Source organism: Streptomyces microflavus, from assembly GCF_014650075.1.
In the GTDB taxonomy this organism is placed as follows: domain Bacteria; phylum Actinomycetota; class Actinomycetes; order Streptomycetales; family Streptomycetaceae; genus Streptomyces; species Streptomyces microflavus.
The window spans coordinates 380,667-394,747 of sequence record NZ_BMUG01000005.1 but is presented as its reverse complement, the minus strand read 5'-3'; the positions used below and the strand labels follow the sequence as shown (position 1 = coordinate 394,747).

Sequence of the window (14,081 nt, the reverse complement as noted above, 5' to 3'; positions counted from 1 at the left end):
TACGGGGTTTCGTCTCTGCAGTCATGGCGGACAGGTGCCCCCGCCGGGGCGGAAAACACGCGGGCGGGCATCCGGGCCTGAAAAACGCCCGGCTGTCCGGTGCCGCCTGCGACGATGGGCGGATGAGCGCACGTGAGAAGAAGGACCTGCTGGCCGAGACCGACCGGCTGCGCGAGGAGGGCCGGGCCGGGGAGGCGCGCGAGCGGCTGCTCGCGCTGACCACGCGGTTCCCCGACGACGCGGAGGTGGCCTACCGGACCGCCTGGGTCCACGACGTCCTGGGCCTGGAGACCGAGGCGGTGGCGTACTACGAACGCAGCCTGGCGGGGACGGGGCTCGGGGCGGAGGACCGGCGGGGGGCGCTGCTCGGGCTCGGCAGTACCTACCGGGTGCTCGGGCGGTACGGGCAGGCCGTGGAGACGCTCCGCCGGGGCGTCGAGGAGTTCCCGGACGACGGGGCGCTGCAGACCTTCCTGGCGATGGCCCTGTTCAACACGGAGGAGCACCACGAGGCGATGCAGCTGCTGCTGCGGCTGGTGGCGTCGACCAGTGACGACCGGCATGTCCAGACGTACCGGCCGGCCATCGAGCACTACGCGAAGGATCTCCACGAGACGATGTGACCGGGCTCCGGGCCCGGTGACCCGGACCCCGCGCCCCGGGTACGGGATCCAGTAGCCCCGGGCACCGGCACGCGGCGCGCCGCGCCTGGCGCCGGGAGCGGTTCCGGAGCGCGCGCGTACCGAGAATGCTCGCGTGCACTCCGCTCCCCCGCCCTCGCCTCCCTCGCCCTCCGCGTCCTCCTCCTCCGCCGCGCCGCTTGCCGACGGTCCTGCGCGACGGGATGCGTGGGCGCTGCTGTTCCTGTCCGCGGCTTCCGGGGCGGCCGACGCGTTCGTCTTCCTCTGTGTGGGACAGGTCTTCGCGGGGGTGATGACCGGGAATCTGGTCCTGCTCGGGGCCTCGGCCGCCGGAGCGGGCGAGGACGGTGTGGCGCTGCGGGTCGTCACCGCCTTGGCGGCGTACGCCTGCGGGGCCGCGTCCGGCGCTCTGATGGCCGGGCGGCTGGGGCTGCGGCTCCGGGTGATGCTGCTGGCCGAGACCGTTCTGCTCGGGGCGGCGGCCGCGTTGTGGGGGCTGGATCTGGTGGCGTCGTACGGTGACCGGCTCGGGCTGCTGGCCCTCGTGTCGCTGGCGATGGGGATCCAGGGGCGCATCCGGGTGACGCCGACGAACTATTTCACCGGGACCCTCACCTCGCTGGCCGGCCGCGCGGCGGTACGGGAGCTGGAGCCGGCGGACGTCTGGGTGCTGGGCCGGCTGGGGGCGGTGGTGGCCGGGGCGGCGCTCGCGGCCGTGGCGGAGCGGTGGTGGAGCCCCGGGGCCGCGCTGGGGGCGGTGGTGCTGGCGGTGGGAGCGCTGGTCCTGGAAACCGCGCCGGGCCGAGGGCGGCGGCCGGGTACGGGGAAGCCCCGGCCGGATCGGGGGAATCCAGCCGGGGCGGCTTGAGTGCGGGTATGAAGGGCGGTCGCCTCTCGGCGAGGAGCTCCATGGGGCTTCGGCTGTGCGATCTTCCCCATGTGCTGTTGGTGAGGCCCGGGGACACTGTCCCCCTCACACCCACGTATAGATGAACGATAAACCATCTACGGCTGTTCCCGGGAACCCGCCCCCATGGATGTGATCCATGGCACGGAATTCCCGGTTCCACCTTCGACGGAGCCGGTCCCGTCAGCTACGGGACGCGTCCTCGGTGCCGTAGCGGCGGCGGAACCGCTCGACGCGGCCTGCCGTGTCGAGCACCTGACGGCCCCCGGTGTAGAAGGGGTGGCTCGCCGACGAGGTCTCCACGTCGATGACGGGGTAGGTGTTGCCGTCCTCCCATGTCACGCGCTCGCCCGAGTCGGCGGTCGAGCGGGTCAGGAAGGCGACGTCCGCGGCGCGGTCACGGAAGACCACGGGGCGGGAGACGGGATGGATACGGGACTTCATCGATGCGTTCCTTCCTCACCGCCGATGGCGGTGACGTACAGAGCGACGGGCCTCTTCCGGGCTGCCGAAGGCTGCGGTCAGCGGGCTTCGCGGAAAAGCACGTGCTGCCCGGCGGCCGAGTCGAACTTGCGCAGTTCCAGCCGGTCGGGGGTGTTGCGGCGGTTCTTGCGGGTCACATAGCTGCTGCCCGTTCCGGCGGTGGACCGGAGGGTCACGACGGGCCTGAGTTCGCTGCGCGCCATGGGCGCCTCCCGTGGTGCTCGACGACTCCACCCCCGTAACGGGAATGGGATTCGTTTTCGTTCCGATGGCATAACGCGGCGCACCGCGTCGGCATTCCCGGACCGGATCGCCCCCGTCCGGCAGCCGTCAGGGATGCGCCCAGCCCCCGTCGGGTCCGCGCTCCACGGCCTCCGTCGCCGCCCGGAACCGGGCGGCCTCCCTCTCTCCGGCGCGCCAGGACGGGCCGACCAGCCCGCTCAGCGCGACCAGCCGGAAGATCAGGGCCCGGATCAGCATCTGGCGCCAGCGGGGATCGCCTCCCCCGCCGGCCTGGAGAGCGGGGGCGGGGGTGTACCAGAGCAGGCCGTCCCCGATCACCACGGCCTCCGCATAGAGGGACGGCCGCCAGTAGGGGGAGAAGTCGATGACGGCGGGGTCCCGGCCGGGCGCGAAGAGCACATTGCCGGTCAGGTCGCCGTGGATGAGCTGCGCCGCCGCCTCCACGGGCCTGCGCAGGGCCAGCAGGGCCGACAGCGGCTCGGCGAGCTCCGCGACCACGTCGGCCTTCTGCTCACCCCAGGCGACCCGGTCGGCCACCGCCCAGGGATGCGTACGGCGGTCGAGGAAGCCGGGGCGGGGCTGCGTCCGCAGGGCGGCGTGAAGGGCGCGGCCGGTGGCGACGACCCCGGGCCACTGCCCCCGGGGGCCGGGGCGGCCCTCCACGAACTCGGCGGCCGTCCAGCCCTCGACGACCCCGCGCCCGTCCGCCGACCGCAGCGGCCGCGGCACGCGGAAGCCGGCGCCCCGGGGCAGCCGCTCGAACACGGAAGCGGCCCACTCCCACTCCTCCTCGGCCCCCTCGGCGGGCTTCAGGACGGCCCCGCCGACCCGCACGCTGCGCCCCTGACCGCCGGCCAGCGGCTCGGGGGTGCCGCCGACACCGAAGGCGTCGAGAACGGACCGCGGGGGAAGGATGACACTCGGCTCTTCGGACATGCGAGGCATCCTGCCGGGCGGCTCCGCCATGCGCACACGCATTTGCGACCAGCGGCTGTACCGGCGGGCGCCTATGCCACTGGGGCAGGCCAACACCCCCTATCCGTACGCCCGTTCGGAGGTTCTCCCCGCCCGGTCAGCCTGTGGCATATGCCAGAAGCAACAACGCATCGAGTGTTGCAGAATCCCTTACGGGCCGCCGCAGCCTGTGCGACAGTCGATAGCGGTCGACCCCTGAGACCCGGCCGCACCGCGCCTGTATCGGAGTACGAGATGCCGTCCCATCTGTTCGCGGACCGCCCCGCACCACAGCCCCCCGCGCACGATGCCGTCGACGCCTTGATCCACCGCACGCGCCGGCTGCGCGGAGACGTGGACGCCGTGGGACGGAACGCGGTGACCGACGAGGACGGCCCCCAGGCCCGCTGGCAGCGCGCCCTGTGCGACCTGGCCGTCCAGCACCTGGACAACCTCGGCGAACAGCTCGGTCAGCTCAAGGCCGGTCTGCCGGCCCAGCGCTCCGCCCCCCGGGACGGCGACGCACGGGTGGACGGCCCGCCGGCCGGTTCCCCGCCGAACCGGGTGGGCAGCGCCGAGTGGAACCTCCTCACCGACGAGGTCAGCTGGTCGGAGGAGTTGTACGAGATCTTCGGCCGGCCGCCCGGTTCGCCACCGCTCTCCCTGGACGACCTGCCGTCCGTACTGCTCCCCGACGACCAGCCCAAGCTGACCTCCATGGTCACGGGCTGCCTCGTGGACGGGCGGCCGATGGACGGGGAGTTCCGCATCGTGCTCCCCGACAGCCGGGTGCGCACGCTCCACATGACGGGCGAACCGGTCCTCGACTCCGAGGGCTGCACCGCCTCCATGTGGGCCGTGCTGCGGGACGTCAGCGAGCTGCGCCGCAGCGAGGAGACCGTCAGCCGGACCCGGGACTCGGCGCAGACCGACGAGCGCATCGAGCGCACGGAGCACCGGATGGCGGTGGAGCTCCAGGAGACCGTCCTGCCGCCGTGGCGCGGTTCGTTACGCCTCCCGCAGCAGGGCCCCGGCGCCCTGGACATCGCCGCCCACTACCTCCCTTCCGCGTCCAGCGGCCTCATCGGCGGCGACTGGTACGACGCGATGGAGCTGCCGGACGGCCGGACCCTGCTGACCGTCGGCGATCTGACCGGGCACGGGATCCCCGCCACGTCGGCGATGGCCATGATGCTCGGTGCGCTGCGCGGTATGGCCGTCGCCGGTATCGAGCCCGGCGCCCTGATGGGTCACCTCAACCACCTCCTCGAAACGTCGGTACAGCCCGCCCTGGGCAGCGCCCTGTGCTGCCGCTTCGACCCGGCGACCGGCCTCCTCTCCTGGGCGCAGGCGGGACACCCCGCGCCGCTGCTCTTCCGCGACGGAACGGGGCGGCAGCTGCCGCCCCCGGACGGAGTGCTGCTCGGTGCCGCGTCCCGGGTCGCCTACGAGCAGGACGAGGTGCGCCTGCTCCCCGGCGATGTGCTGGTGCTGCACACGGACGGCCTGACGCGGCGCAGCGACCGGGGTGCGGGCCCGGAGGAGCTGCTCGCCCTCGCCCCCCGGTTCGCACAGGCCCGTACGGCACAGGAGTGCGTGCGGGGCGTGGTCGAGGAGTTCGGCGGGACCGAGCGCCTGGACGACGCGTGTGTGCTGGTCGCCCGGATCGGGGCGTGAGGGGGCGCGTGCGCGCGCAGGACCGGTGGTGAGTGCTGCCGGGGCGTCATGACGTCGGGTACGCGCGGCGGTTACGGCCTCCGTCGGCGGACGCGTACGGAGGTCAGGCCTGCGCACCCCTGGCTTTCTTGGCGACCGGGCTCTGCGGCAGTGAGCGCTCGATCTGCTCGCGGAGGTCCTGGATCTTGGCGTAACCCGCGAACTGGCCGGTGAGCCGGTACATTTCGCGCAGCCGGTCCCAGGTGCGGTGCGAGGAGGTCTCCCCCATCGACACCAGGGCGAGCCGGGCGTAACGGTCGCCCTGTTCGGGGTCGTTGGCGATGAAGCAGGCCGAGGCGAGCGAGATGTGGTCGAAGAGCTTGGACCGCTGACGTCCGTTGACCCGCAGCTCCAGGGCCAGCTTGGCGTGGCGCTGGGCGATGGGCGCGGCCGCCGGGTCGTGCTCGGCCAGGGTGCGGAACGCCAGGGCCTGCATGCCGTGCATGTCGGCCTCGTCGAACATCTGCATCCAGCTCGGCGGCGGTACGTCTCCCCTGTCCGAGACGAAGAGCTCCTCCGCCTCACCGAGGGTGCGCCGCATGGCCTGGCCCCGGCCCATCGCCGCCTGTGCCCAGGCCTCGATGGTGCGCAGCATCGCCTGCGTACGGGGCAGGGTCTCGTCCCCCGAGCCGGACTTGGCCAGCTTCATCAGGTCGAGGGCGTCGTCGGGGCGGTTCAGGTGGACCATCTGGCGGGCGGCGCGGGAGAGCGCCTCACCGGCGCGCGGCCGGTCGCCGCCTTCCCGGGCCGCGTGGGCGGCGATGATGAAGTACTTCTGGGCGGTGGGTTCGAGGCCGACGTCGTGGGACATCCAGCCCGCGAGTACGGCGAGGTTGGCGGCGACGCCCCAGAGGCGGCGCTGGAGATGGTCGGGGTGGCGGTAGGCGAGCATGCCGCCCACCTCGTTGAGCTGGCCCACGACGGCCTTGCGCTGGAGTCCGCCGCCGCGGGAGGCGTCCCAGGCGCGGAACACCTCGACCGAGTGCTCCAGTGCCTCGATCTCCTCGGATCCCACGGGCGCGGCCTCGTACCGGTCGAAACCGGCGGGGTCGGCGTGCTGGGGGTCGTTGGCGCGTGGAGCATCGGCCGCCGGAGCGGGGTTGCTGTGCAGCCATTCGTACATGGGGCCGGCGATGGTGGAGCCGGCGGCGAGCGCGGCGCCCGCACCCACCAAGCCGCGTCGGTTGAGCATGAGGTCCATTCCCGTGAATTCGGTGAGGACCGCTGCCGTCCGTTCGGGCGCCCACGGCAGTTGATCGGGATCGTGTTCCGTCCCTGAGTCACGCCGTTTCCCCACACGCCCGCGCCGGCCGAACCCGAGGTCCTCGATGGTCACGACACGGCCGAGCCGCTCGGTGAACAGGGCTGCCAGCACTTCGGGCACGGGATCACGGGGGGACTCCCCCCTGTCGATCCAGCGCCTGACCCGCGAGGTGTCGGTGGCCAGCTGCGGGTGGCCCATGGCCGCCGCCTGCCGGTTCACCATTCTCGCGAGTTCGCCCTTGGACCAGCCGGCCAGGCCGAACAGGTCAGAAAGGCGGGTGTTGGGTTCTCCGGTCACGTCAAGCCCCCAGGTTCTCGGCTGACTTGACACTAACCCCCTGTCAGATGCGCCGGGACTATTCGCCAGGGTTCGCCAGGGTCCGCCAGATGGTCTGCCACCCGCGCCCCGGTGTCAGGTAGGAAAGCGCCACCCCGCCCGGCAGCCCTAGGTACTCCCCAGGGTGCCGAACGGCCGTCGGCCGGGTTGGCGCACGTAACTTGTCGGCGCACGAAGGGACCTGTCTCGCCCATGTACACAGCATCGTCCTCCGTGTCCGCCCCGCCCCGGCCGCTCCGTCCCATGGGGACGGGCGGCGGGCCGTATCTCGCCCCCCACGCCGGCGCACCGGCGCAGGGTCTGGGCCGGACCCGGCGGGCGGCGGGACCGGGTGCCGGACCCCTCAGCGGAAGAATCGACCTCTCCGGGCCGCAGGGCGCCCAGGTGCGGATGGCCATCGCCTCCGTGCAGCGCATCTGCCCCGAGTTCAACCCGGTCCAGGTCCTGCGGCGCAGCGGCCGTTCGGTCCTGATCGTGGGTACGACCGGGCGGGCCACCGCCGTGGCGAAGTGTTTACTGGACCACTCCCCCGCCTGGACGGAGCGGTTCCAGCACGAAATAGCGGCGTACCGCGCGTTCGTCCGGCACCGCCCCCCGGTTCGGGTGCCCCGGCTGATCGCGGCGGACCCGGAGAACTGCACGCTGGTGATCGAGCGGATGCCCGGCCGGGTGGCCGCGCTGACCCGCCACCCCGCGGAGGCGCCCCCACGGGCCGACATCCGTGCCGCGCTCGGTGCGATCGCCCGGGTGAACGCCTGGCGGCCGCCGCCCGGGCTGTTCGAGGCGCCGCTCGACTACGCGTCACGGATCGCGCGCTATCACGAGCTCGGGCTGTTCACCGATCGCGACCTGGGCGATCTGCAGAAGCTGCTGCACGGTCTGGCCCAGGCGGGCGGGCGCCAGGGCATGGGGCAGTTCTGCCACGGTGACGCACTGCTCTCCAACATCCTGCTGTCACCGACCGGTCCTGTGCTGGTCGACTGGGAGCACGCGGGCTGGTACCTGCCGGGCTACGACCTGGCGACCCTGTGGGCGGTGCTCGGTGACGCCCCGGTGGCGCGGCGCCAGATCAGCCAGCTCGCCCAGGCCAGGGGGCCGGCCGCGCGGGACGCGTTCCTGGTGAACCTGATGCTCGTCCTGACCCGCGAGATCCGTAATTACGAGACGGCTGTGCAGCGCACCATGCGCGAGGCGCCCGCGGCGGGCGCGGGCCAGGACCGGCCCGGTGCGCTCTCCTCGGGCGAGGAGCAGCGGCTGCTGCTGCGCAGGCTGCACGACGACTGCGCGATGGCGCGGCGGGCGGTGCGGGCGGCGGTCGGGACGCGCTGAGGCCGCGCGCGACGCCGCGCCGACGGCGCGGCCGCGTGGGTCTTAGGGGGAGGGCGGCACGCCCGCCTTCCCCCTAAGACCCACGACCAGGGCCCACGACTGAGAAGCCACTGTGTAGAGGAAGCGCGTTGCGGGGCCGGTGCCGACACACCGGTCCCGCAGCGCGCTGTTCTGCGTCTGTCACTTCGGCCGAGGGGAGCTTCCGGCAGCCGCTCGACGGCTCGTTCCGGCGGCCCGGACGCCCGGCGTGAGGCGCGGCCCCGTGTGACCGGGCGCTGACTCAGCGGCATCCCGGAGCCCTCGCCGGGTGAGGCGCGCCACGAGACCCACGTCACCTACGACGTCCGGTAGTGGCTGCGGCCCCTCCCCTGCGGCGCGACGAAACGCCCGAAAACGGTATTCCGCCCCATCTACTACCAGTAGTAGTAAATGGGGTCATTGCTTCCTGTGTCGGTGGCCGTTAACCATGGATCCCGGCAAGCACCGAGACCGAGCCTGCGACGAGCGCCCACCGGCGGTCGGCAGCCGATCCCCCTCGGTCTCTGCTCACGCGGCCACGGGCCGCAGATCCCGTCCCCAACAGGAAGAGCTCACGCATGCCCCGCACCATCCGCATCACCCGCTCCCACAAGCTCGCCACCGCCGTGCTCGTCGCGGCCGGTTCCGTCACGGCCATCGCCGCGACCGGCGGGCAGAGCGAGGCACAGCCCACCGCGGCCAAGTCCTCCATCGCCGCCGAGAAGATCGCCGAAGGCGTCCCCACGGCGAAGGAGATCGCGGCAAAGAAGGCCGCCACGGAGACCGCCGCGAAGAGGGCGGCCGCGAACGAGGCAGCGGCGAAGAAGGCCGTGGCCGACCGCAAGGCCGCCACGGAGAAGGCTGTGGCGGAGCGCAAGGCGGCGGCGAAGAAGACCGCCGAGAAGGAGCGCTCCGAGAAGCAGGCCGCCAACCGCTCCACCGAGCGCAAGGCCGTCGCCGCGCCCAAGCAGTACAAGAACAACCTCGACGGCTGGATACGCGAGTCGCTCGACATCATGAAGAAGAAGAACATCCCCGGCTCCTACGAGGGGCTGCACCGCAACATCATGCGCGAGTCCAGCGGCAACCCGAACGCCGTCAACGACTGGGACATCAACGCGCAGAACGGCATTCCCTCCAAGGGCCTGCTCCAGGTGATCCAGCCCACCTTCGACACGTACCACGTCAAGGGCACCCCGAAGAAGCTCACCGACCCGGTCGCCAACATCACCGCCGCCGCGAACTACGCCGCGGACCGGTACGGCTCGATCGACAACGTCGACTCCGCCTACTGAGTCGACTCCGCCACCGAGCGGGCCCCCGCGATTATGTGACTAATCGCTGTTATGCGTGCCCCGGATGGCCGAAGGGTAGTGCTGGCGCGGACACCACTGGTCCGCGCGCACTCCGCGCGGAGGCTTCTGGAAAGGCCTGACGCACATGGCACAGCCCTTCTCACTGCCGGACTTCTATGTTCCGTATCCGGCACGGCTCAACCCTCATGTGGAGGCGGCACGGGCGCACACCCGTCAGTGGGCACGCTCCATGGGGATGCTGGAGGGATCCGGCATCTGGGAGGAGAAGGACCTGGAGGCGCACGACTACGCCCTGCTCTGCGCCTACACCCACCCCGACTGCTCGGCCGAGGCACTGTCCCTGGTCACCGACTGGTACGTGTGGGTCTTCTTCTTCGACGACCACTTCCTGGAACTGTTCAAGCGCACGCCCGACCGTGCGGGCGCCAAGCGGTATCTGGACCGGCTGCCCGCCTTCATGCCCATGGAGCGCGGGGCCGCGACACCTGAGCCGGAGAACCCCGTCGAGGCGGGCCTCGCCGATCTGTGGACGCGCACGGTCCCCGCGATGTCGGACGCCTGGCGGGCCCGGTTCGCGGAGGCCACGGAGAACCTGCTCAACGAGTCGATGTGGGAGCTCTCCAACATCAACGAGGGGCGCATCGCGAACCCCGTCGAGTACATCGAGATGCGCCGCAAGGTCGGCGGCGCCCCCTGGTCCGCCGGGCTCGTGGAGTACGCGGCCGACGCCGAGGTACCCGCCGAAGTGGCCGACTCCCGCCCGCTGCGGGTCCTGCGCGACGCCTTCTCCGACGGGGTGCACCTGCGCAACGACCTGTTCTCGTACCAGCGCGAGGTCGAGGACGAGGGCGAGAACAGCAACGGGGTCCTGGTCCTGGAGAAGTTCCTCGGCTGCTCCACTCAGGAGGCCGCCGAGGCCGTCAACGACCTGCTCACCTCACGGCTCCAGCAGTTCGAGAACACCGCCCTCACCGAGCTGGGCCCGCTCTGCGCGGAGAGGGGCCTCGATCCGGCGCGTACCGCGTCCGTCCTCGCGTACGTCAAGGGGCTCCAGGACTGGCAGTCCGGCGGCCACGAATGGCACATGCGCTCCAGCCGGTACATGAACGGCGGCGGGGCCGGCGAGGCGGTGGCGGGCTTCGGCATGTCCGCCGCCTCGATCAAGTTCACACCGCGTTCGGAGACGGCGCGGGCCCGCAGCCACAGCCATCTGCCGTACCAGCACGTGGGCCCCTCCCTGATCCCCGACCTCGACCTGCCGTTCGGGACGACGCTGAGCCCGCACCTGGAGGGTGCCCGGCTCCGGCTCGTCGACTGGGCGCGCCGGATGGGCATCCTGGAGGCGCAGCCGGGGGTTCCGGGCTCGCACATCTGGGACGAGGACCGGATCATCGCGATCGACCTGCCCCTGTGCGCGGCGGGGCTGCACCCGGACGCGACCCCGGACGAGCTGGACCTCTCCTCGGGGTGGCTGGCCTGGGGGACGTACGGCGACGACTGGTTCCCCGTGGTGCACGGGCGGGCCAGGGACCTGGCGGGGGCACGGCTGGCCAATGAGCGGCTCTCGCTCTTCATGCCGCTGGACGGCGAATCCACCCCGGAGCCGGTGAACGCGCTGGAGCGCTCGCTGGGCGATCTGTGGCAGCGGACCGCGGCGCCGATGGACCTGGGCGGGCGGCGCACCTTCCGGGACGCGATCGAGTCGATGACCGCGAGCTGGCTGTGGGAGCTGGCCAACCAGGCGCAGAACCGTATCCCCGATCCGGTCGACTACGTCGAGATGCGGCGGGCGACCTTCGGTTCGGACCTGACGATGAGCCTGTGCCGGCTCGGACACGGCAAGACGGTTCCCGAAGCGGTCTACCGCAGCGGCCCGATGCGGTCGCTGGAGAACGCCGCGGCGGACTACGCGTGCCTGATGAACGACCTGTTCTCGTACCAGAAGGAGATCGAGTACGAGGGTGAGGTGCACAACGGCGTCCTGGTCGTGCAGAACTTCTTCGGGGTCGACTATCCGACGGGCGTGGCGATCGTGCACGACCTGATGAACTCCCGGCTGCGTCAGTTCCTCCATGTGGCGGAAGTCGAACTCCCGGTGCTGTACGACGACTTCGATCTGGACGCCGGGGCGCGGGAAGTGCTGGCGGGCTATGTGCTGGAGCTCAAGCACTGGATCGCGGGCATCCTGATCTGGCACCGGGGCTGCCGCCGGTACCGCGAGGAGGACCTGCGGGGCGGGCACGCCGCCCCCTGGCACCTCAGCGGCCCCACGGGGCTCGGCACCTCGGCGGCACAGGTGACCCGGCTGATGGCAGAACTGGCGGGCAGCAGGGGTTAGTCCTGGTCCGGCGTCCCTGCGGATCCCGGCCGACGGCCCGCCGTGAGCACCTCACGGCGGGCCGTCGGCATCCGGCGGGCCCCAGGCAGGCATGAAGAGCCCCAGGCAGGCGTAAGAAGTCCCACGCAAGCATGAAAATAGGCCGCCCGGCATATTCGGGCGGCCTATGCAGAGACGTTTCAGCCCTGCTGGAACAGCTCTGCGGGAAGGGGCTTGAGGAGGGTGTACAGATCGTCGGTGATGGGCCGGTCCCAGCTGGCGATGGTCACGAGCACCCCGTCGCTGCGATCGAACTGGACGCAGGCGATACGGCTCTCCGAGAGCTTCACCCGGCGGACGATCAGCAGGTTGTCGCCCTGCATCACAGGGACGTCCTCGCTGCTGACGACCTCGATCGGCTCGTCGTTCTCCAGGGCCAGCAGCAGCTGCGCCACCTCGAACGGAACCTGGCCGTCCTCGGTCTCGCGGGCGGGCGAACCGGCCGGGAGATTGCCGATGACCATGGCCGGGCCGCGGCCGCCGTACAGGTCGTAACGGAGAAAGACGCCCTGGCAGCTGCCGTCGGGCGCGGGGAGCAGACCGGCGCCGAGGTTGCCGGGCCAGTCCCCCGGGTCCATGGCCAGGACATCGAAGTCCGGGCCCGCGGGTGTTGCGGCGCTACGGCGGCGGAGGAAGGACATGCTGACATGTTACGTGGCCCGGCTCACGTTGCGGAGCCGGGCCCGGGGCGGATCACCGCCCTGCGACACCGGCCCCGCGCCCACCGGCGGGCATCGCGGGGGAGGTCCGCAGGCATCACAGGGCGCCCGGCAGAGACTCTTCCGCGTGGAATCGGAGCAAGTTCGCCCACTTCGGGGCCCCGTGCCGCATAGCGTTGGATCCACCGCCGTGCCCCGTCCGTCGCGGCAGCGGTGCGTGCGGGAACGGCGGTGCGCCGGAAGAGAGGACAGGATGACGGTGGAGGGCACAGTGAGCGGGCTGGAAGAACGGGTGGCGGGACGCGCGTGGACGGTGCGCCTGGACGCGGCCGACCGGGGCGGTGCGACAGTGCGCGTCTCGTGCAGCCGTCCGGCCTGCACCCCCCAGGTCCTTCCCACCGCAGCCGCCGGCCGCACGGCGGCCGTCGCGCACCTCGCGACACATCTGCGAGCCGCCTCGGGACCCCGTCCCGAGGCGTACTGCGCCTGCCGGGCCGAGGAGTGCCACACGCACGTCCGGGACGCGGGCCCGCGCGAGCGTGCCGTGCCGTCGCGGTGCGGGGGCCCGGTCGTCATGGCCGTCATCAACGACCGGCAGGGCCGCTGGTGGCGGGCGCTGGAGTGCTGCGCGCGCTGCGCGGCCGCCCACTCGTCCGCGAAGATCGTCGCCACCGCCCCGGCCACGGCCCCGGCCGCCGCCGGGCCGGCCGTCACCGGACCGCACCCCGCGGCAGGAGCCCGGGCCGGCGCCGACCGTCCGGCCGGTGCGATCGGCCCGCACTTCTCCCACGCCCCGTCCTCCGCGGCCCCCACCACGCAGGGGGTGCCCGCCCCCCGCACCCCGAAGCCCCGGCTCAGCCGTCGGTACGGGAAGATCGCGCAGCGGATCGTGCCGCACGATCTGCACCCGGTCGCCCTGCGTGACGAACTGATCGAGCTGGGCGACCTCTTCCGTGCCTACCAGCAGCGCCCCGAACCCGATCTGGCGGAGCTCGCCGATCTCCACTCCCGTAAGGCGAAGGCCTTCCGCATCTGGGCGGAGGTCTCCGGGGTGACCGAGCTGGTGCTGGAGGCCCGGCGCGCCGAGCAGGCGGCCGACGCCGCTCTCCTCCAGCACCAGCAGCGCACCGGCCAGAGCCCGGTCGGCGAGGGCGAGGTCACCAACCGTCTGCTGCCCGGTCTCACCCAGTGGGAGCACGCACGCACGGTCCTCGCCCATGTCGCCGAGCACACCCCGCTGCCCGGCCCGGAGGCCCGTCTGATGGCGGTGATGCTGACCCTGCGCTCGGCGCTCACCGGCACCGGCAACCTGGTGGGGCAGGACGTCAGGGGGCTGCCCCTGACGGAGCCCGAGGAGCTGATCGGGCGGCTCGTCGACTCCGGGTGGCTGTCCATCCCCGGCACCGCCGACGATCTGCTCGAGTCCCGGCCCGAGAGCCCCACCCCGATCACCATCCCGTCCCTGATGCCCGACGACGACGGACAGGGCCCGTTCGACTTCGGCCGGAAGACGCGTCCCAAGCTCAGCGGGTGGGCCCAGCGGGTCGTCGGTGACAAGAAGCTGCGCAAGAAGAAGACCGGTGCCGCCACCCGGCTCCTCGCCCTGGCCCTGGCGGTCCGGACCAGTACCGACGGACGGCTGGGTGCCGACGGCGAGGGCATCGACGTGGCGGCCCTCACCTCCTGGTGTGCCGTCGAGCCCGACGAACTGGAGCCTCTGGTGGAGCAGTTGACCGCGGCGGACTGGCTCGCCGAGGCCGCCGTCACCGACGGCCGCCTCACGGGCCGGCTGGCCGAACGGGTGCTGCAGGTCAGCTGCCCCCTGCCCTGAGGCGGGC

The 14,081-nt window shown here is 72.2% G+C and carries 12 protein-coding genes; 7 read left to right on the top strand and 5 right to left on the bottom strand.

The window, feature by feature from the left end; translation table 11 throughout:
- Positions 1 to 122 precede the first annotated feature (122 nt).
- Complete coding sequence (locus IE264_RS16895; protein ID WP_015606680.1) at positions 123 to 623, top strand: tetratricopeptide repeat protein; 501 nt, start codon at positions 123 to 125, stop codon at positions 621 to 623.
- A 235-nt stretch (positions 624 to 858) separates the two neighbouring features.
- Entirely contained in the window at positions 859 to 1,509 is a 651-nt protein-coding gene (locus IE264_RS16890; protein ID WP_032754959.1) for a YoaK family protein, read from the top strand.
- Between the two features lie 222 nt (positions 1,510 to 1,731).
- On the opposite strand, the gene IE264_RS16885 is transcribed toward IE264_RS16890, so the two are convergent.
- The 3 genes from IE264_RS16885 to IE264_RS16875 form a co-directional block, all read right to left on the bottom strand.
- On the bottom strand, positions 1,732 to 1,992 hold the full coding sequence (locus IE264_RS16885) for a type B 50S ribosomal protein L31 (RefSeq protein ID WP_015606682.1): 261 nt from the start codon (positions 1,990 to 1,992) through the stop codon (positions 1,732 to 1,734).
- Positions 1,993 to 2,069: 77 nt separating this feature from the next.
- Complete coding sequence (gene rpmG, locus IE264_RS16880; RefSeq protein ID WP_015606683.1) at positions 2,070 to 2,234, bottom strand: 50S ribosomal protein L33; 165 nt, start codon at positions 2,232 to 2,234, stop codon at positions 2,070 to 2,072.
- Between the two features lie 127 nt (positions 2,235 to 2,361).
- Positions 2,362 to 3,210: a phosphotransferase gene (locus IE264_RS16875; protein WP_032754488.1), complete on the bottom strand. Its 849-nt coding sequence runs from the start codon at positions 3,208 to 3,210 to the stop codon at positions 2,362 to 2,364.
- 273 nt (positions 3,211 to 3,483) lie between these two features.
- Between IE264_RS16875 and IE264_RS16870 the strand changes: the two genes are divergently transcribed.
- On the top strand, positions 3,484 to 4,905 hold the full coding sequence (locus IE264_RS16870) for a PP2C family protein-serine/threonine phosphatase (protein ID WP_015606685.1): 1,422 nt from the start codon (positions 3,484 to 3,486) through the stop codon (positions 4,903 to 4,905).
- Positions 4,906 to 5,008: 103 nt separating this feature from the next.
- Here IE264_RS16870 and IE264_RS16865 read toward each other — a convergent pair whose 3' ends face one another.
- A complete protein-coding gene (locus tag IE264_RS16865; protein WP_015606686.1) occupies positions 5,009 to 6,505 on the bottom strand; it encodes a DNA-binding protein NsdB in 1,497 nt (498 codons plus the stop codon).
- Between the two features lie 231 nt (positions 6,506 to 6,736).
- Here IE264_RS16865 and IE264_RS16860 point away from each other — a divergent pair, with 231 nt between their 5' ends.
- The 3 genes from IE264_RS16860 to IE264_RS16850 all read left to right on the top strand — a co-directional run bounded on the left by IE264_RS16860 (position 6,737) and on the right by IE264_RS16850 (position 11,545).
- The gene (locus IE264_RS16860; RefSeq protein WP_015606687.1) at positions 6,737 to 7,873 is read left to right on the top strand and encodes an aminoglycoside phosphotransferase family protein; all 1,137 of its coding nucleotides are present in this window, start codon (positions 6,737 to 6,739) and stop codon (positions 7,871 to 7,873) included.
- Between the two features lie 596 nt (positions 7,874 to 8,469).
- Positions 8,470 to 9,186, top strand: a complete 717-nt coding sequence (locus IE264_RS16855; protein WP_032754486.1) for a transglycosylase SLT domain-containing protein — start codon at positions 8,470 to 8,472, stop codon at positions 9,184 to 9,186.
- A 145-nt stretch (positions 9,187 to 9,331) separates the two neighbouring features.
- On the top strand, positions 9,332 to 11,545 hold the full coding sequence (locus IE264_RS16850; RefSeq protein ID WP_015606689.1) for a terpene synthase family protein: 2,214 nt from the start codon (positions 9,332 to 9,334) through the stop codon (positions 11,543 to 11,545).
- Between the two features lie 179 nt (positions 11,546 to 11,724).
- Here IE264_RS16850 and IE264_RS16845 read toward each other — a convergent pair whose 3' ends face one another.
- On the bottom strand, positions 11,725 to 12,225 hold the full coding sequence (locus IE264_RS16845; protein WP_015606690.1) for a hypothetical protein: 501 nt from the start codon (positions 12,223 to 12,225) through the stop codon (positions 11,725 to 11,727).
- A gap of 271 nt (positions 12,226 to 12,496) precedes the next feature.
- Between IE264_RS16845 and IE264_RS16840 the strand changes: the two genes are divergently transcribed.
- Positions 12,497 to 14,074: a hypothetical protein gene (locus IE264_RS16840; protein ID WP_032754483.1), complete on the top strand. Its 1,578-nt coding sequence runs from the start codon at positions 12,497 to 12,499 to the stop codon at positions 14,072 to 14,074.
- Positions 14,075 to 14,081: the final 7 nt, after the last annotated feature.